This is a genomic window from Actinomycetospora lemnae, from assembly GCF_028737315.1.
Taxonomy (GTDB): domain Bacteria; phylum Actinomycetota; class Actinomycetes; order Mycobacteriales; family Pseudonocardiaceae; genus Actinomycetospora; species Actinomycetospora lemnae.
In genome coordinates, this window is the sequence record NZ_JAQZAO010000002.1 from 72,664 (window position 1) to 90,950 (window position 18,287).

The window sequence follows — 18,287 nt, forward strand, 5'->3', positions numbered from 1 at the left end:
GTCAGCGCGGCCGTGCTCGCCGCCGCCGCACCCGGTCGCGCACGGCCCACGACGTGATGCGCCACAGCGCCTCGCGCACGACCTCGCCGCTCATCTTCGACTCGCCGTGCGCGCGCTCGACGAACGTGATCGGCACCTCGCGCACCCGCAGGCCCGACCGCTGCACGCGGAAGGCCACGTCGACCTGGAAGCAGTAGCCCTCCGACGCGACGGTCGGGATCTGCAGGCCGGCGAGCGCGGACCGGCGGAAGCAGCGGTAACCGCCCGTCACGTCGTGCAGCGGCAGGGCGAGCGCGCGCCGGGAGTAGACGTTGCCGGCGCGCGAGAGCAGCCGGCGGTGCCACGCCCAGCCCTCCGTGCCACCGCCGGGGACGTAGCGCGAGCCCAGCACCACGTCGGCCTCGGGGGCCGCGGCCAGCAGGCGCGGGAGCTCCTCGGGCGCGTGCGAGCCGTCGGCGTCCATCTGCACGATCCACCCGACGTCGGCGACGAAGGCGCACCCGTCGTCCAGCACCCGCCGGAACGCGTCCACGTACGCCGCGCCGAGGCCCGCGCGCGGCGCGTGGTGGTGCACGCGGACCCGCGGCTCGACGGCGGCGATCGTCTCCGCGAGCGCGCCGGTGCCGTCGGGGCTGCCGTCGTCGACGACGAGGATCCGCAGGCCGGGCAGGGTGGCGAGCAGCCGCGTCACGAGCCCGGGCAGGCTCTCGCGCTCGTTGAAGGTCGGCACCGTGACCAGCACGTCCGACCCGTCGGGGGCGGGTCCGCTCACGCGCTGCCCCGCCGACGCCGCACCGCACCCGCCACGATCGCCCCCACCCCCAGGGCCGCGAGCACCCACTCCGGCGCCGGACCGACGCGGGTGGCGAGCGTCGTCGTGGTCCGCAGCGGCACCCGCTCGACGAGCACGCCCGGGGTGAACAGCGCGCCGGTGCGGGCCTGCAGCGTCCCGTCGGGCGCGACGACGGCGCTCTGCCCGCTCGTCGCGGCGATCACCACGGCCCGGTCGTGCTCGATCGCGCGCAGCCGGGACATGCCCTGCTGCTGGTAGGTCATGTCGCTGTAGCCGAACGTCGCGTTGTTCGTCGGCACGGTGAGCAGGTCCGCTCCCCCGCGCACGGCGTCCCGGACGGCGTCGTCGAACACCACCTCGTAGCAGGTGACGACGCCCAGGCGCGCCGGCCCGGCCGGCAGGACACCGGAACCGGTGCCGGGCTCGAAGTCGACGACGCGGTCGACCAGCGGCGAGACCTGCTCGGCGATCGCCCGCAGTGGGATGTACTCGCCGAACGGGAGGATGTGCCGCTTGGTGTACGTGGCGGCCGGTCCAGTGCCGGGCAGCCAGACGATCGCCGTGTTCCGCGGCCCCTGGACCAGCGTGCCGTCGGCGCCGCGGGTCCCCGAGAGCACCGCGCCGACGACGACCGGCACCCCGACCTCGTCGGTGACCGCCTGGATCGCCGCCCCGGCGTCGGCGTTGCGCAGCGGGTCGATGTCCGAGGAGTTCTCCGGCCAGATGACCAGGTCGGGCCGCGGGGTCCGGCCGGCGCGCGCGTCCTCGGCGAGGCGGCGGGTCTGCGCCACGTGGTTGTCGAGCACCGCGCGGCGCTGGGCGTTGAAGTCGAGCCCGGCGCGCGGGACGTTGCCCTGGACGGCGGCGACGGTGACGGTCGGGCCGGGCGTGTCCGCGGCGACCGACGGCCACGCGGCGAGCCCGACGACCGGCCCGAGCAGCACCGCGACGAGCGCGCCCGCGACGGCCGGTCCCCGCCGGGGTCCCCGCAGCGCCACCACCAGGGCCCACAGCCCGGCGCCCGACAGCGCGACCGCGAACGTGACCAGCGGCGCGCCCCCCAGCGAGGCCAGCGACGCGAACGGCCCGCCGGGCTGCCCGAACGCGAGCTTGGCCCAGGGGAAGCCCGCGAACGGCCACCGCTCGATGACCGCCTCGCCGGCGGTCCACAGGCAGGCCGCCCACAGCGGCGCGCCGGGCAGCCGCGTCACCAGCGGCAGCAGCGCGACCGGCACCGCGACGACCACCGTCAGCGCCGCGAGCAGCAGGAACCAGACGGCGCCGACGTACTCGCCGGTCCAGTGCAGCAGCGGCCACTGGTAGGCCAGGCCCACCAGCAGCCCGAGCCCGCCCGCCGTCCGCAGGCGCCGGCCGTCGACGACCGCGACGACCAGCGCGATCCCCAACGGGGCCGCCCACCACGCCCCGAACGGCGGGAACGCGACGTAGAGCAGGAGCCCGGCGACGACGGCGCCGACCGGCCGCAGCCACGACCTGAGCGAAGGGGCCCTTCGCTCGAGTAGATCGCGCGAAGGGCCCCTTCGCTCGGATCCAGGGTCGGCCGTCAGCACGACTGCAGGTCGTGGGGCCGGCGGTTCACCGGCTCGCAGCCGGCGTCGGTGACGACGACGATGTCCTCGATCCGCGCGCCCCAGCGGCCCGGGAAGTAGATGCCGGGCTCGACGCTGAACGCCATGCCCGGCTCGAGGACGAGGTCGTTGCCGTCGACGATGTAGGGCTCCTCGTGCACCTCGAGCCCGATGCCGTGGCCGGTCCGGTGCACGAAGTACTCGCCGTAGCCGGCGTCGCGGATGATCGCGCGGGCGGTCTCGTCGATGCTCGCGGCCGTGACGCCCGGGCGCACCGCGTCGACCGCCGCGGCCTGCGCGCGCTGCAGCACGGCGTAGACGTCGCGGACCTCGGCGTCGGGCTCGCCGACGACGTAGGTGCGTGTCGAGTCGGAGTTGTAGCCGTCGGGCAGCGGGCCGCCGATGTCGACGACGACGACGTCCCCGGTCGCGAGCACCCGGTCGGACACCTCGTGGTGCGGGCTCGCCCCGTTGGGCCCCGAGCCGACGATGACGAACGCGGCCTCGGCGTGCCCGGTCTCGACGATCGCGCGGGTGATGTCCTCGCCGACCTCGGCCTCGGTCCGCCCCGCGACCAGCCACTGCGGCACGCGGGCGTGGACGTCGTCGATCGCCGCGCCGGCCGTGCGCAGCGAGGCGATCTCCTCGGCGTCCTTGCGCATCCGCAGCTGGCGCAGGATCGGGGTGGCGAGCTCGAGCGTCGCGCCGGGCAGGGCGTCGCGCAGGCCCAGGACGTGCAGGGCGGGCATGTCCGCGGCCACGGCGACCCGTGCCGGGGCCCCGAGACGCGACGCCGCGAGCGCGTGCGGGTCGACCCCGTCGGTCCAGGTGAGCACGTCCATCGCCTCGATCGCCGACCCGTCGAGGCCCGGGCGCTCGAGCGTCGGGACCACGAACGCGGGGTCGCCGTCCGTGGGCAGGAGCAGGGCCGAGAGCCGCTCGTGCGAGTGCTTGACGACGCCGGTGAGGTACCGCAGGTCGGGGCCCGGGGTCACGACCAGGGCGTCCACCCCGGCCTGCCGGGCGGCGGCCCGCGCGCGCTCGAGGCGCGCGGCGACGTGGTCGGTGGTGCTCATGGTCGCCGAGCCTAGGTCAGGCGGATGCCGGGCGGGCGCGCCCCGGGGAGGACCCGGGGCGCGCCCGGTGACGTCACTCGGCGAGCTTGGCGAACGCCTGCGCCCAGAGGAAGTACTTGTTGGTGCCCAGGTCGCGGACCGTCTTGATGTTGAAGGCCTCCTGGAGCTTCTTCGCGTCGTCCTCGCTGACGCCCTGCAGCGCGGCGACCGGCGCGTCGGCGATCTCCTGCGCCGACTTGTTCTCGTACTCCTTGTCGAGCTTGGACGCGATGTCGCCCATGGTTCCGAACTCTCCCCTCGTCGTGGACTCCCGGCGGTGCCGGTCCGGCGTGATCCTCGTGCCCGATCGAGGTCGACGTCACGCAGGACGCGCGGGACCGATAGCTGAGTAGATGTCCCCTGGAGCCGGGGCCCGCCGGGCGGAACGCTGCAGGGCATGACCAGCCCGGTGTCCCAGGACGCGCTGCTCGCCCGCCTCGACGACGACCTCGCCGGCGTCGCCCGCGAGGTCGACCGCATCCGCACCGCCCTGCGAGGTGCGCGCTCGGCGTCGGGGTCCCCGGTGCCGGGCCCTGTCCCGCCGCTGACCCCGCCGCTGACCCCGCCGCCGTCCTGGCCGGTCCCGGTGCCGGATCCGATCCCGGGCCACGTGCCGGGTCCGGTCCCGGGCCACGTGCCGGGTCCGGTGCCGGGTCCGGGCCCCCAGCAGCCGCCCGCCGGCCCCTGGGTGCCGCCCGGTGCCTGGGGGCCGCCGGCGCCGCCCGGCCCGCCGCGTCCGCCGCGCGTGCCCCGCCCGCCGCGCGCACCCCGCATCGCCTGGACCCCGGCCCGCCTCATCGCCGTCGCCGGCGCCGCGACCACCGTCCTCGGCGTCGTGCTGCTGCTCGTCCTCGCCGCCGACCGGGGCTGGTTCGGCCCCGGCGCGCGGGTGGCCGGGGGCGCGCTGCTCGGCCTCGCGCTCGCCGGCGCGGGGATCGTGGTGCGGCGCCGCACCGGCACCGGTGGCGACGCCCCGGCCGGCGCCGTCGCCCTCGTCGCGACGGGCGTGGCGACCCTCTTCCTCGCCGACGTCGCCGCCGTCGCGCTCTACGCCCTGCTCCCCCTCGCGCTCGCCGCCCCGCTCGCCCTGGTCGTGACCGCCGGCGGCCTCGCGCTCGCCGACCGCTGGCGGCACCGCGGCCTCGCGCTCGGCGTGCTCGTCGCCGCCGCGCTCGCGGCCCCGCTGGTCGTGGGCGCGCCGACCCCCACCCTCGTCGCGCTGCTGCTCGCCGCCCAGGTCGCCGCGGTGGCCGTCGCCCGCCGCCGCGCCTGGCCCGTCGTGGCCGCCGTCGCCGCGCTCGCGACCACGCTGGCCGCGCTCGGTGCCGCGGTCCGTTTCCTCGCGGGCGGGACGTTCGCCGACCTGCCGACCACCCTCGCCGTGCTCGCGGTCCTCGTCGCGGGCGGGGTGTCCGCCGTGCTCGTCGGCGCGCCCGGCCGGGCGATCGCCGCGGCGCTGCTCGGGGCGCCGGTGCTCCCGGTCCTGCTCGTCGCCCCGGGGCTGGCCCGCGTGCCCGGGGCCCTGGTCGCCGGCGGCGTCGCGGTCGCCCTGCTGCTGGCCGTCGTCGCCCTGGACCGCACGGCCGCCCCCGTCGGGCACCGCGCGCTCGCGCTGGTCGCCGGCACCGCCGGCACGGCCGCGCTGCTCGTCGCCACCCTCATCGCGATCGGCTCGGGCCCGGCCGCCGTGCCGCTGCTCGCCGAGGCCGCCGTGCTCGCGGTCGCCGCGGCCGCCACCCGACGCCCGGGGCCGCTGGTCGCCGCCGCCGCGCTCGCCCTCGTCGGCGGGGCCGCCGCGCTGGCCGTCGACGCGCCGGCGGACCTCCTCGCCGACTTCCCCACCCGCCCCTTCGTCCTCACCGCCCCGGGCGGCGCCGCGACGACGGGCGTGGTCGGCGAGCTCGCCGGGGCGCTCGCCACGTCGGTGCTCCTGGTCGCCGTCGCGGCCGCCGGCATCGTCGCGCTGGCCCGGCTCGGGGCGCTGGCCGACCGCGGCCGGGCCGCAGCGGCCGTCGCGGGCCTCGGCGCGGTCGGGCTCTACGGCGCGACGGGCACGGTCGTGGCGGGCGCGCTGCTGGTGTCGCCGACACGCGGCGCGTTCCTCACCGGGCACGTGCTGGTCACCGTGTCGTGGACCGCGCTCGCCCTGGTGCTGCTGGTCCGCGGCCTGCAGTCGGCGCTGCCGCGCATCCTCGGCGGGGTGCTGGTCGTGGCCGCGGTGGTCAAGCTGCTGACCTTCGACCTCACCGCGCTCGACGGCCTCGCCCGCGTCGCGGCGTTTCTCGGCGCCGGGCTGGTCCTGCTGGCGGCCGGCGCCGGCTACGCCCGGGCCGTCGCGGGCACGGGTACCGACGAGGACACGAGCTCCGCCAGCTCGCCGACCGTCGGACCCTCCGCGACGGACGGCCGCCACCCGGAGGCGTAGATCTCCCGGACCCGCGGGTGCACCGCGGCGAGCGAGCCCGGCGGGGCCGTCATCCCGAGGTACGGGCCGACGACGCGCATCAGGGTCGGGTCGACCTCGGTCGCCGACACCACGAGGTCCGAGGTCGGGGGCCGGGTCGGGTCGACGTCCTCGCCCGCCCACCGAGCGGCCTGGGCGGCGTCGGTGGCGAGGTGGTCGAGGAACCACGGCCGCAGGTGCTCGTCGCACCACGCGTCGAGGGCGAGCACGGTGGCGACGTGGTCGGCGCCGTGCTCGTCGACCAGGGCGAGGAAGCGCTCGACCTGCATCAACGACGTCGCCACCCCGCGGCCCGCGATGGGGTTCGTGGTGCACACCGCGTCGCCGAGGAACACCGTCCCCGGCAGCGGCACCCGGCCGGCGTCGTCGAGCTGACCGCGGTAGGTGTTGTGCAGGCGCCCGCCCGGCAGCACCGGCGTGATCGGGTGCGCCCGCGCCGGGTCGGTCCACGCGGCGAGCAGCGGGATCGCGCGGGCCGCGGCGTCGAACGCGGCCTCGTGGCGCAGCCCGACCAGCCGCCGGTCGGCGACGGACCGGGCGATCAGCGTCGAGAAGACGCCGGCGTCGTGCCGGAAGACGACCACGGTGTAGCCGTCGTGCAGCGCCACCGCGCCGAGCACCGAGTTCTGCGGCCCCGGCTCGGCCCCGGGCCGCAGGCGGTACTGCCGCGAGACGTAGGCCGAGGCACAGGCGGAGGACTCCTCGGGCGCCCGCAGCCCCTCGCCCACCCGGCCCGACCGTCCGGCCGCGACCAGCACCAGGTCGGCGTCGAGACGGCCGTCCCCGATCCGCACGCCGGTGGCGCGCCCCCGCTCGGCGAGGAGACCGCGCACCCGGGCCGGCACCCGCGTCACGCCGGGCTCGCGGTCGGCGACCCGGCGCAGCTCGCGCTCGACCACCATCCGCCGGCAGCGCAGCCCCGTCCCGGGTGCCAGCTCGCCGTCGTTCGGGGGCGCGGCGGTCGGGTCCACGGTCATCGGCTCGGCGCCGCGGGCGAGCAGCGCGCCGATCACCTCGGGCACCTCGGCGCGCACCACGTCGAGGGCCTGCGCCCGGAACGCGTGCGGGTGGTGGAACTGCATCACCCCGCGCCGCACCCACCGCTCGTCGGTGACCGGGCCGGGGTCGTCGTCGACCAGCGTCACGCGGTGGCCGCGGCGGGCCAGCGCGACGGCGGCGACGAGCCCGGTGGGTCCTGCGCCGACGACGACGGTGTCCATGGCGGCTCCCGGGGTGCGCTGCCCGGACCAGGGCACTCCCGCCGAGGGCGGGCCGTCAAGCACGGTGACCCTCGGCGCCCGGCCGGACGCGCAGGGCACGTGGGAAGCTCTCCGACCATGGACGCGGAGCGCACCGGAGCCGGACCCTCGCAGCCCGACGCGCCGGTGATGCTGCTCGACTCGGCCAGCCTCTGGTTCCGCGCCTTCTACGGCGTGCCGGCGACGTTGACCGCCGAGGACGGAACGCCGGTCAACGCGGCACGCGGGTTCTGCGACATGGTCGCCCGGCTGGTCCGCGAGCGGCGGCCGGGCTCCCTCGTCGCGTGCCTCGACCGCGACTGGCGTCCGGCGTTCCGCGTGCGGGCGATCCCGTCGTACAAGGCCCACCGCGTCGACCCGACGATGGGCGACCCCTCCTCCCCCGTCGGCGGCGCCCCGGACGCCGAGGCGGCACCGCCGGAGCTCGGCCCACAGGTCGAGCTCATCCTCGAGGTGCTCGCCGCGGCCGGGATCCCGACCGCGGGCGCCGAGGGCTACGAGGCCGACGACGTCATCGGCACCCTGTGCGCCACCGAGGCCACCGACGCGATCGAGGTCGTCAGCGGTGACCGCGACCTGCTCCAGCTCGTCCGTGACGAGCCCAGCCCGGTGCGGATCGTCTACATCGCCCGGGGGGTCTCGAAGTACGAGCTCTACGGCCCGGATGACGTCGCCGCTCGCTACGGGGTCCCGACGTCCCGCGCCGGGGACGGCTACGCGGAGATGGCGATGCTGCGCGGCGACCCCTCCGACGGTCTGCCCGGCGTCGCCGGGATCGGGGAGAAGACCGCGGCGCAGGTGGTGTCGAGGTTCGGGTCGTGGGACGAGATGATCAACGCGGTGCTCGACCGCTCCGACACCCGCATGTCCTCGGCCGTGCGCGCGAAGATGGCGAAGGCCGGCGACTACCTGGTCAAGGCGCCGGAGGTCGTGCGGGTCGCGCCGGACGCCCCGATCGACTGGACCGGCGAGCGCCGCCCCCTCCCCCACGCGCCCCTCGACGAGGACAAGCTCACCGACCTCGCCGAGCGGTGGAACCTCACGGGCTCGGTCGACCGGCTCGTCGCCGCCCTGAAGGGCGAGGACGCGCCCTAGGAGACACCGCTGAGCCGCTGCAGGGTCTCCCAGTACGCCGACCACAGACGGGGGTCGCGGGCGTTCTCCGGCACGGTGGTGATCCCCGGCAGGCCACGGATCTCCCCGACGCCCCGCGGACCGTAGTAGCCGCCACCGTTCGCCTGCGACGACGTCGCCGCATAGAGGATCGGCAGCGCGCCCTGGGCCGGGTCCTGGAACATCACGGGCAGGTACCGGAAGCGCCACCCCTCCGCGGTGTCCGGGCCGGGGCCGTCCAGGACGATGTTGGTGCGGGCGACGCCGGGGTGCGCCGCGAGACTGGTGATCCGCCAGCCGAGGGCCCTGCTGCGGCGGTCGCACTCGAAGGCGAGCAGCAGGTTGCCGAGCTTGGTGTCGTCGTAGGCGCGGCCGTGGTCGTAGGCCCGCTCCTTCTGGAGGTCGTCGAAGTCGACGGCGCCGCCGTGGCCGCGCTGGCTCGACATCCAGACGATCCGGGGGTCGGTCCCGTTCTGCAGCAGCGGGCGCAGCTGGGCCGACAGGGCGAAGGGACCGAGGGCGTTGGTCGCGAAGGTCCGCTCGAAGCCGTCGACGCTCACCTCGCGGTGGAGGCGTGCCATGACGCCCGCGTTGTTGACCAACAGGTCGAGGCGGTCGCCGTAGGCCCGCAGGCGCTCGACGAACGCGGTGATCGAACGGAGGTCCGCCAGGTCCAGCCGCTCGAACCGCACGGTCGCGGTGGGCGCCGCTGCGCGGATCCGGCGGGCCGCCTCCTCGCCCCGCTCCTGGTTCCTCGAGGCGATCGTGACCTCCGCGCCCGCCAGGGCGAGCCCGAGCGCCTGGTGGTAGCCCAGCCCGCTGCGACCGTCCTGCGGGTAGCCGTTGCCGCCCGTCACGACCACGCGGCGCCCGGTCTGCGGCGGGATGTCCGCCGCGGTCCAGTCGGGGGTCTCCGCCCCCGGCGCGGTCGCCCGGCCGGCGGCGACGCCGACCAGCCCGGCCGAGGCCCCGAGGGCGGACATCTGCAGCACCGACCGCCGCGTGAACACCCGGCGGCCCGTCCTCGTCGGCGGTGCCTCTCCTGCGTCGTCCGTCGATGCGGCCACGTGAACCGTCCCCTCTGCGCTCGGGCGTGTGTCGTCGACACTCGCCCGGCGCCGCGGCGACGACCACGGCCTGCCGATCCGGGGCTCCGCAGGCCACCCCGCGGGACGAGGGCGCCCTACCGTCCCTGGTCGGCGAGCCAGGCCCGCGCGACGGTCTTCGGTGCGCGCAGCAGCCAGGCCTCCTCGACGAGCTCCCGCAGCTCGTCGACCCCGATCCGCTCGAGGCGCACGAGCACCGCGGGGTAGCCGTCGAAGTGCGGCGTCGTGAAGTAGACGTCGGGGTCGTCGGCGATCAGCGCGTGCTTGACGCCCTCGTCGGCGACGTGGAGGCCGAGCACGTCGCCCTCGGGCAGCGGGACCCCGGCCTCCGCGAGGGCGGCCTCGTCGGCCCGGCGCAGCGGGCGCTCCCAGACGAAGCCCTTCGACGACACCGTCCAGGCCGCCGAGCCCCACGAGACCTTCTCGCTGGTCCGCGGCAGGGCCAGGGCGAGGCGGCGGACGTCGTCGAGCGTGGCCATCAGCGTGGCTGGCCGACCGAGTACGTGCCGTTCGCGTCCACGATCGTCACCGGCACCTGGACCGGGCGCCCGTCGACGGTCGCCGAGCACGTGAAGCGCACCCCGGGCCGGACCTCCTGGTCCTCCGGGCACGAGACGTCGGTGATCTGGCGCCGCCAGTCGTCACTGACCACCCGCGTCACGCCCTGCGCCACCGCGTCCGCGTCGAGGACGTCCACCCGCGCGAAGCGGGGCCCGACGACGAACGCCAGCAGCCCGACGATCACCACCGCGACCAGCAGCAGCGCCCCGACGACGATGCCCACGGCCTTCCAGGGGAAGCGCCTGCGCGGCCGCGGCGGATACGGCCCGCCCCAGCCGGGCCCGGGCTGCCCCCAGCCGGGAGGGGCGCCGCCGGGCTGCCCGCCGGGTGGCGCCCACACCGTGGTGCCGGGCCCGCCGCCCTGCCCGTAGGCCTGGGTCTGGCCGTAGCTCTGGGTCTGGCCGTAGCCCTGGGTCTGGCCGTAGCCCTGGGTCTGGCCGTAGCTCTGGGTCTGCCCGTAGCCCTGGGTCTGGCCGTAGCCCTGGGTCTGGCCGTAGCCCTGGGGCTGACCGAAGCTCTGCGTCTGCCCGTACCCGGCCTGCCCGAAGCCCTGAGTCTGGCCCCAGCCCTGGCCCTGCCCGACGCCCTGGCCCTGGCCGAACCCCGGCTGCCCGGACGCCGGGGCCTGCCCGTACCCACCGGGTGCGGCCGGGAAGCTGCCGGTGCCGGGCCGGCCCGCCTGGCCCGCCTGGCCACCCCATGCCGCCGGCTCGGCGGGCTGGTCGTAACGCGTGTGTTGGGCGGTCGGCCCGCTCGGGCCGGCCTCGGTGCCCGCCTCCGGACCCGCAGGAGCGGGCTCCGACCCGCCGTCCGGTCGCGCCCAGGGCGAGGCGCCCTCGGTGGTCCCCTCGTCCGGCCGGTCGCTCACTCAGCCCTCCCCCACCGCGACGACCCCGCGTCGGATGGCGCGCACCGCGTCGCCGGCGGCGCGACCGACGGTGTCCTCGGCGCCCGCGACGGCGCGGATCTGGTCGAGCAGGTCGACCACCTGCCGGCACCAGCGCACGAAGTCTCCCGCGGACAGCTCGGTGCCGTGCGCGCGGGCCCCGGCGAGCACCGTGGCGAGCGAGTCGCCCCGCACCCAGCGGTGCACCGGCCACGCGAAGCCGAGATCGGGCTCGCGGGTGCGGTCGAGGTGGTGGCGGCGCTCGTCGGCGACGAGGTCGTGCCAGAGCTGGACGGTCTGCTCGACGGCGGAGGTCGCGTCGTCGGGCACCCGCGGCACGCCACCGTCGTCGCGCCGGCTGTCGTAGACCAGCGACGACGCCAGCGCGGCGATGTCCGCCGGCCCGAGGCCGCGCCACACGCCGTGGCGCAGGCACTCGGCGACGAGCAGGTCGGACTCCCCCCACAGCCGCGAGAGCCGCCGCCCGTGCTCGGTGACGGTCTGCTTCGCGTCGGGCGCGTCGTCGAGGTAGCCGCGCTCGGTGAGCAGGCCGCGGATGCGGTCGAACGTGCGCGCGAGCGAGTGGGTGGTCGAGCGCACCCGCGACTGCAGCTGCTCGGTCTCGCGCTCGAGGCGCTGGTGGCGCTCGTACCAGCGGGCCCGGTCGTCGCGGTCGGGCAGGCTGTGGCACGGGTGGGCACGCAGGGCGCGGCGCAGCGTGGCGAGCTCGCTGTCCTCGTTCTCGGCGCCGCGCCGGCGTCGGGCCGACCCCTGGCGCAGCGGCGGCTCGATGCCCGTCTCGCGCAGCGCGTTGGCGAGGTCGCGACGAACGCGCGGGATCCGGTGGTCGACCTTGCGCGGCAGCTTCATCGTGCCGAGCGCCGTCACCGCCTCGGGGAAGTCGGTGAGCGAGAGCCGCCCGGCCCAGCGGTCCTCGGTCAGGACCAGCGGCCGGGGCTCCATCCCGCGCGGGCTGCGGTCGATGCCGGGGTCGAGGACGACGGCCAGCCCGGCGCGCTTGCCGCCGGGGACGGCGATGACGTCGCCGGGACGCAGGTTCTCCAGCGACGACGCGGCCTCGGCCTTCTGCGCCGAGCGGCCCTGGCGCGAGAGCATCTTCTCGCGCTCGGACACCCGCCGACGCAGGTCCATGTACTCGGCGAACGCGTCGAAGTCCGGAGCGTCCGGGGACTGCTCGCCGCCGGTGCCCCCGTTGCCCCCGGCCGCCTCGGCGTAGCCGGCGAGGGCCTCGCGGTTGCGCTCCACGCGCTTGGCGAGGCCGACGACGCTGCGGTCGGCCTGGAACTGGGCGAACGACTGCTCGAGCAGCTCGCGGGCGTCCTCGACGCCGAGGCGGTCGACGAGGTTGACGGCCATGTTGTAGCCGGGCCGGAACGACGAGCGCAGCGGGTAGGTGCGCGTCGAGGCGAGGCCGGCGACCTGCTCGGGGTCGACACCCGGCGTCCACAGCACGACGGCGTGGCCCTCGACGTCGATCCCGCGGCGCCCGGCGCGGCCCGTGAGCTGCGTGTACTCCCCCGGCGTCAGCTCGACGTGCGCCTCGCCGTTGTACTTCACGAGCTTCTCGAGCACGACCGTGCGCGCCGGCATGTTGATGCCCAGCGCCAGCGTCTCGGTGGCGAACACCGCGCGCACCAGCCCGCGGACGAACAGCTCCTCGACGGTCTCCTTGAACGCCGGCAGCATGCCCGCGTGGTGCGCGGCGACCCCGCGCTCGAGGCCGTCGCGCCACTCCCAGTAGCCCAGGACCTCGAGGTCGGCGTCGGGCAGCCCGGCCGTGCGGCGCTCGACGACCTCGCGGATCGCCGCGACGTCGTCCGGCCCGGTCAGGCGCAGCCCCGAGCGCACGCACTGGGTGACGGCCGCGTCGCACCCGGCGCGGCTGAAGATGAACGTGATGGCGGGCAGCAGGCCGGCGGCGTCGAGCCGCTCGATGACGTCCACCCGCGACGGCGGCCGGAACCCCGACGGCCCGCCACGCCCGGGCGGCCCCGAGCGGCCGGGACCGCCGCGCGCGCCGTTGCGCCCGCCCCGCCCGGGCGGGCCGGACCGCGCGCGGCCACCGCGGATCGAGGGCCCGCGGTCGACCTCGGCGACGGCGCGGACCAGCGTCGGGTCCACCTTGAGCTGCGACTGCCCGCCGCGGCGCTCCTCGGCGAACAGGTCGAACATCCGGTGCCCGACCACCATGTGCTGCCACAGCGGCACCGGCCGCGTCTCGTCGACGACGACGGTGGTGTCGCCCCGGACGGTGACCAGCCAGTCGCCGAACTCCTCGGCGTTGCTCACCGTCGCCGAGAGCGACGCGAGCTGCACGTGCTGGGGCAGGTGGAGGATGACCTCCTCCCACACGGCGCCGCGGAAGCGGTCGGCGAGGTAGTGGACCTCGTCCATGACGACGTACGCCAGGCCCTCGAGCGCCGGCGCCTCGGCGTACAGCATGTTGCGCAGCACCTCGGTGGTCATGACCACCACGGGCGCGTTGCCGTTGATCGCGGCGTCGCCGGTCAGCAGGCCGACGGCGTCGGCGCCGTGGCGCTCGACGAGGTCGGTGTACTTCTGGTTCGACAGCGCCTTGATGGGCGTCGTGTAGAAGCACTTCTGGCCGCGCGCGAGGGCGAGGTGCACCGCGAACTCGCCGACCACCGTCTTGCCCGCGCCCGTCGGGGCGCAGACCAGCACGCCGTGGCCCTGTTCGAGGGCCAGGCAGGAGCGGCGCTGGAAGTCGTCGAGCTCGAAGGAGAGCTCCGCTTCGAAGCGGCCGAGCTGAGGGTGTGCGGCGCGGGTGCGAGCCTGCGCGTAGGCCTCGGCGGGAGAGCGGGTGGCCACGTCTCCACAGTGTCACATCTCGGCGACGTCCTGCTGTTCTAGGTGACGTCCCACCGCTCGGCCGAGCCGTCGCTCCCCCGGTCGGTCCTCTGGTCGTCGCCCAGCGGCTCGATCCGGGGTGACGGGCCGGGTGACGGGCTCGGGGCGGGGCCCGGCGCCCCGAGGCGGTCGTCCAGCGGGGACGGCTGGTCGGGGTCGAGGCCCTTCCACTCCGGGATCCGGCTCCAGCCCTGCTCGAGCGGGCGCCGGGCCTCGCGCTTGTCATGCACCCGGGCGATCTGGATCGCGAACTCGAGCAGCAGCACCAGCGAGACCCCGAGCGCCAGCATGGAGATCGGGTCCTGGCCGGGCGTCGCGATCGCGGCGAAGACGAACAGGCCGAAGACCAGGCCCCGGCGCCACCGCTTGAGCTGCGCGTACGAGATGACGCCGACCCGGTTGAGCATGATCACGAGCAGCGGCAGCTCGAAGCTCACGCCGAAGATGACGAGCAGGGCGACCAGCAGGTCGAAGTAGTCGGACCCGCGCAGGACCGTCGCCTGGATGTCACCGCCGATGGTGAACAGGAACTGCAGGGCCTGGGTGACGACGAAGTACGCGAGCACCGCGCCCGCCGTGAACAGCACCACCGCGGCCGTGACGAACGTGTACGCGAACCGCTTCTCCTTCGCGTACAGCCCGGGCGTGATGAAGCCCCAGATCTGGGCGAACCAGACCGGGCTCGACATGAGCACACCCGCCGTCGCGGCGACCTTGAGACGCAGCGTGAACTGCTCGAACACACCGAACGCGACGAGCCGGCACTGCTCCCCGCCGCCGATCTGCACCCGGTTCTCCGGCGGCAACGCGCAGTACGGGTCGGTGAGCAGCTGCCCGAGCGACGGTAGGCCGAACGGGTAGGCGGTGTACCAGAAGAAGCCGAGCACGGTGCCCGCCGTGACGGCGAGCAGCGCGATCGCGAGCCGGCGCCGCAGCTCGTAGATGTGCTCGACGAGCGTCATCGTCCCTTCGGGGTTGGCCCGGCGGCGCGCGCCGGGCCAGCGCAGGCTGCGCCACCAGCGGGCGCGCGACGTCGAGCCGTCCGGTCGTGCGGCGTTGCGAGGCGCGTCCTGCGACGTCACGGGCGGCGGGCGATCCGGCTCGGTGTCCGGCTCAGGACGAGGTGGAGCCCGGCTGGGACCGGGTCGCGTCCTGCTGGGCGGTGCCGTTGGTGCCGGTCGACGGCGTGGTCGACGGGCTGGACGAGGTGGTGGACGACGTGCCCTCGTCGAGCTGGCGGCCCGGGGCCTGCGGCTCGGCGTTCGCCTGGCCGGCCTTCTCGTCCTCGCGCAGGCCGCGCGTCTCGGCCTTGAAGATGCGCATCGACTGTCCCAGCCCACGCGCCATGTCCGGCAGCTTCCTGGCGCTGAACAGCAGCACCACGCCGACGATCGCGACGATGACCCATTCGCTCACGGTGTGGCTCCTTCCACGGTGCCGCTGATGCTACGCGCGGCGCTCGGCGAGGCGGACCTTGAGCGCGGCCACCCGCGCCCTGATGAGCCCGACGTCCCGGCCGATCTGCTCCTTCGCGACGCCCGCGACGAGACCGAAGCGCTTGACCGGCCCGAGCAGCGCCGCGACGACCAGCCCCATCCCGACCAGCGCGGCGACCACCGCGACGACGCTCCACAGGTACGGCACGTCCCCGACCCTAACCGGGCGGGGTGACCGCACGGTGAACGACCGTGCGCGCGGGGTACGGGGTTCCCCGTCGCGGCGCTCACGCGGCGGCCGCACCGGACGAGGCCGACACGGGCGTCGCGGTGGGCGACGGGGCGGCCGTCGCCGCGAGTGCGGCGTCGGTATCCTCCGGGTCGGTGTCGGGGCCGCGTTCCCACGGCGGCGGCTCGAGCTGAGGCGAGCGCACCCACCACCGGTGCCCCGACGGCGAGGTCCAGACCACGACCGGGCTCGGCCCGCCCTCCGGGTCCGGGGCGCAGGAGGCTTTCCAGTCGCCGAGCGTCTTGGCCCGGTGGTGGCGCCGGCAGCAGGGCTTGAGGTTGGCCCGGGTCGTGCGCCCGTCGCCGCCGGAGGGGTGACCGTGGTCGTAGGGCACGACGTGGTCGAGATCGCAGCGGGCGGCGGGGATGCGGCAGCCGGGCGCCGCGCAGGTGAGGTCCCGTGAGCGGACGAAGTCCTGGAGCGACGGTGGTGGTCGGTAGCGGGTGGACTCGAGGTGCTCGGCGACGCCGGTCACCGGATCGGTGATCAACCTCCGCCAGATCGCGTCCGGGTCGGCGGCGAGGCGGCGGGCGAGCAGCGCCGGCAGGGGCCCGTGGCCCTCCGTCTCGGCCGGGCGCTCGGACAGACCCGCGAGCACGTCCCACCCGATGGTGATCCGGACCTCGGTGCGCACCGGCGACGGGGACCGGCCGCAGATCCCGCGCCGGGCGTCGCGACCGGGACGCGTGTCCGGTGAGCCCGTGTCGGCGCCGCGGCCGTCATGCCGCGGGACCTCGGTGGGCTCGCGGTCGGCGTCCCGGTCGGCGTCGTGGTCGGCGTCGTGGTCGGCGTCGTGGTCGGTGTCCTGGTCGGCGCCCTGGTCGGCGCCCTGGTCGGCGCCCTGGTCGGCGCCCTCGTCACCGCAGGTCGGCGTGCCCGCTGGAGCCGAGTCGTCACCCGCGGCCGCGCTACCGACCGTGCCGTCGTCCGTGGGCGCCGAACACTCGTCGTCGTCGTGGTCGTCGGAGGCGGGGCAGCCGGAGCAGCCGGAGCAGGCCGAGGAGGCGGCGTTCCCGCGGGCGGTGGCGCCGTCGAGGATGAGGTCGCGCGCGGCGTCGAGGCGCCTCTGCGCGAGGGTGCGCTGCTCGCCCGTGGGCGGGTCGCCCGCCGCGCGGGCCGTGGCGTCGACGACCGCGTACACGCCGCGCGCCTGGTCGGCCGGCATGCGCATCTGGATGACCCCGGTGGCGCCGTCGTCGTCCGACCAGTACCGGAGCTCGCGATCGCGGCGGGCCTGCTCGGGCCGTCGCCGGAGGGCGTCGGGATCGAGGCGCGCGAGGAGCCGGCGCACGGTCTCGCGGAGCTGTGTCGGCGTCCGGTCGCGGGGCGGGCGGGACCAGAGCGTCGCGTCGAGCGTCCGCGCCGTCTCCGCGGAACACTGCTCGGTCTGCTCGATGACGACGCGGGCGTGGGAGAGGGAGATCCGCCCGGCGTCGAGCGCCGCGAGCGTGCCGGGCAGGCGCTCGACCAGCATGTCCGCCTGGTGCACGCGGATCTCGCCGGTGCGGGCGGCGACCCGGCCGACGGTCGCGACCTCCATCGCGACCGACTGCGATGCCAGCTCCCCGCGCCCCTCCCCCCGCACCCGCCCCTGGCGGGCGTGCAGATAGTCGGCGATCTCCTGGTGGAGCCGCGCCTGCGTCCAGGCCGCCAGCGCCTCCCACGCCGCCAGGCGCTCGACGGCGTCGAACCCCTCGTCGTCCACGACGTCGACCGGCGCGGAGGCCGCGAGGGCAGCGGCCAGGGCCGGACCCGGCGCCTGCTCCGACCACGTCGGCCGGGCAGGCGCGACCGCGGCCGCGGCGCACCACCCACTATCGAACACGTGTTCGATGATACGCCTTCCGTGCGGGGATGGTGGCCGTTCAGCGCGGCAGCACGGTCGCGCAGTGCCGGAGGACGTGCTCGACGAGCCCGGCGGGCCCGATCCCCCGCGGCAGCGCGGCGACCAGCGAGTTCGTCCCGACGTCCTCGACGATGGGCAGGAAGCGCAGCGGCCGCCCGTCGTGGCTCGCCGCGACCTCGGTCATGAGCAACGCCCAGGCGAGACCGCGACCGACGAGCGCGCGGACGGTCGCGACGTCGGAGCTGCGGTAGACGAAGCGGGGGGTCACGCCGAAGCGGGCCAGCAGCGCCTCGTTGAGGTAGCTCGCGGGCTCGATGTCGAGGAGCGCTCCCGGGTGGCCGGCGAGGTCCGCGAGACGGACCTCGGACTGGGCGGCGAGCGGGTGGTCGGCGGCCAGGGCGACCTTGAAGCGTCGCTCGCGCAGCAGGACCGAGGTGACCTCGGACTGGAGCTGCATCTCGTAGAGGAAGCAGACGTCGATCTGACCTCGCAGCATGCGGTCCTGGAGCACCGCCGCCGGCCCCTCCACCACCTCGAGGGTCGCCTCCGGGAACCGGTCGTGCAGGAGCGCGGCGACCTCGGGCACCACCTGCACCGCCAGCGACGGGAAGCAGCCGATGGTCAGGGGTCCCGTCGCGGGGTCGCCGACGAGCTGCCGCACGTCCTGCAGGACGCCGCGCGCCCGGTTCGCCACGGTGCGGCCCGCCGGGGTGAGGTGGACGCCTTTCGCGGTCCGCCGCACGGCGAGCTGGACCCCGAGGCTGCTCTCCAGCTCGCGCAGCGCCTGACTGATCGCGGCCTGGGAGACGTGGCAGCGCACTGCCGCTCGCGAGATCGACTCATCCCGGGCGATCGCCACCAGGTACTCCAGCTGACGCAGCGTGACGTCGTTCACAAGCTCAGCTTATGCAGAGGCCGAGGAGAAACAGCTATGCCTCGGC

General features: G+C 76.1%; 16 protein-coding genes. 2 read left to right on the plus strand and 14 right to left on the minus strand.

Annotated elements, in window-relative coordinates; genetic code table 11:
* Window position 1: 1 nt before the first annotated feature.
* The 4 genes from PGB27_RS04075 to PGB27_RS04090 all read right to left on the minus strand — a co-directional run bounded on the left by PGB27_RS04075 (window position 2) and on the right by PGB27_RS04090 (window position 3,738).
* The gene (locus PGB27_RS04075; RefSeq protein ID WP_274199074.1) at window positions 2-772 is read right to left on the minus strand and encodes a polyprenol monophosphomannose synthase; all 771 of its coding nucleotides are present in this window, start codon (window positions 770-772) and stop codon (window positions 2-4) included.
* A complete protein-coding gene (lnt, locus tag PGB27_RS04080; protein WP_274199075.1) occupies window positions 769-2,364 on the minus strand; it encodes an apolipoprotein N-acyltransferase in 1,596 nt (531 codons plus the stop codon). Before lnt ends, PGB27_RS04075 begins: the two co-directional genes overlap by 4 nt.
* Window positions 2,358-3,458 (minus strand): M24 family metallopeptidase, encoded by a 1,101-nt coding sequence (locus tag PGB27_RS04085; RefSeq protein ID WP_274199076.1) that lies wholly within the window; start codon window positions 3,456-3,458, stop codon window positions 2,358-2,360. Before PGB27_RS04085 ends, lnt begins: the two co-directional genes overlap by 7 nt.
* Window positions 3,459-3,531: 73 nt before the next feature.
* A complete protein-coding gene (locus PGB27_RS04090) occupies window positions 3,532-3,738 on the minus strand; it encodes a hypothetical protein (RefSeq protein WP_274199077.1) in 207 nt (68 codons plus the stop codon).
* A gap of 156 nt (window positions 3,739-3,894) precedes the next feature.
* On the opposite strand from PGB27_RS04090, the gene PGB27_RS04095 reads away from it, so the two are divergent.
* The gene (locus PGB27_RS04095) at window positions 3,895-5,922 is read left to right on the plus strand and encodes a DUF2339 domain-containing protein (protein WP_274199078.1); all 2,028 of its coding nucleotides are present in this window, start codon (window positions 3,895-3,897) and stop codon (window positions 5,920-5,922) included.
* Here the strand turns inward: PGB27_RS04095 and PGB27_RS04100 are convergent.
* Entirely contained in the window at window positions 5,817-7,181 is a 1,365-nt protein-coding gene (locus tag PGB27_RS04100) for an FAD-dependent oxidoreductase (RefSeq protein ID WP_274199079.1), read from the minus strand. The two genes, PGB27_RS04095 and PGB27_RS04100, sit on opposite strands and share 106 nt — an antisense overlap.
* Window positions 7,182-7,298: 117 nt before the next feature.
* Here PGB27_RS04100 and PGB27_RS04105 point away from each other — a divergent pair, with 117 nt between their 5' ends.
* Window positions 7,299-8,315 carry a 5'-3' exonuclease gene (locus tag PGB27_RS04105; RefSeq protein WP_274199080.1) on the plus strand — a complete coding sequence of 339 codons (1,017 nt, stop codon included), beginning with the start codon at window positions 7,299-7,301 and terminating at the stop codon, window positions 8,313-8,315.
* Here the strand turns inward: PGB27_RS04105 and PGB27_RS04110 are convergent.
* The 9 genes from PGB27_RS04110 to PGB27_RS04150 all read right to left on the minus strand — a co-directional run bounded on the left by PGB27_RS04110 (window position 8,312) and on the right by PGB27_RS04150 (window position 18,241).
* Complete coding sequence (locus PGB27_RS04110) at window positions 8,312-9,343, minus strand: oxidoreductase (protein ID WP_274199081.1); 1,032 nt, start codon at window positions 9,341-9,343, stop codon at window positions 8,312-8,314. The genes PGB27_RS04105 and PGB27_RS04110 overlap by 4 nt on opposite strands.
* Window positions 9,344-9,516: 173 nt before the next feature.
* Entirely contained in the window at window positions 9,517-9,918 is a 402-nt protein-coding gene (locus tag PGB27_RS04115; RefSeq protein WP_274199082.1) for an MmcQ/YjbR family DNA-binding protein, read from the minus strand.
* The gene (locus tag PGB27_RS04120; RefSeq protein WP_274199083.1) at window positions 9,918-10,868 is read right to left on the minus strand and encodes a DUF4333 domain-containing protein; all 951 of its coding nucleotides are present in this window, start codon (window positions 10,866-10,868) and stop codon (window positions 9,918-9,920) included. The genes PGB27_RS04115 and PGB27_RS04120 overlap by 1 nt, the downstream gene beginning before the upstream one ends.
* The gene (locus tag PGB27_RS04125) at window positions 10,869-13,736 is read right to left on the minus strand and encodes a DEAD/DEAH box helicase (RefSeq protein ID WP_274199084.1); all 2,868 of its coding nucleotides are present in this window, start codon (window positions 13,734-13,736) and stop codon (window positions 10,869-10,871) included. It abuts the gene before it with no gap.
* 38 nt (window positions 13,737-13,774) lie between these two features.
* Complete coding sequence (tatC, locus tag PGB27_RS04130; RefSeq protein ID WP_274199085.1) at window positions 13,775-14,857, minus strand: twin-arginine translocase subunit TatC; 1,083 nt, start codon at window positions 14,855-14,857, stop codon at window positions 13,775-13,777.
* A 31-nt stretch (window positions 14,858-14,888) separates the two neighbouring features.
* Window positions 14,889-15,191: a Sec-independent protein translocase subunit TatA gene (gene tatA, locus PGB27_RS04135; RefSeq protein ID WP_274199086.1), complete on the minus strand. Its 303-nt coding sequence runs from the start codon at window positions 15,189-15,191 to the stop codon at window positions 14,889-14,891.
* Window positions 15,192-15,221: 30 nt separating this feature from the next.
* Window positions 15,222-15,419 (minus strand): hypothetical protein, encoded by a 198-nt coding sequence (locus PGB27_RS04140; RefSeq protein WP_274199087.1) that lies wholly within the window; start codon window positions 15,417-15,419, stop codon window positions 15,222-15,224.
* 79 nt (window positions 15,420-15,498) lie between these two features.
* Complete coding sequence (locus PGB27_RS04145; protein ID WP_274199088.1) at window positions 15,499-17,325, minus strand: HNH endonuclease signature motif containing protein; 1,827 nt, start codon at window positions 17,323-17,325, stop codon at window positions 15,499-15,501.
* A 40-nt stretch (window positions 17,326-17,365) separates the two neighbouring features.
* The gene (locus PGB27_RS04150; protein WP_274199089.1) at window positions 17,366-18,241 is read right to left on the minus strand and encodes a LysR family transcriptional regulator; all 876 of its coding nucleotides are present in this window, start codon (window positions 18,239-18,241) and stop codon (window positions 17,366-17,368) included.
* Between the last annotated feature and the right edge of the window lie 46 nt (window positions 18,242-18,287).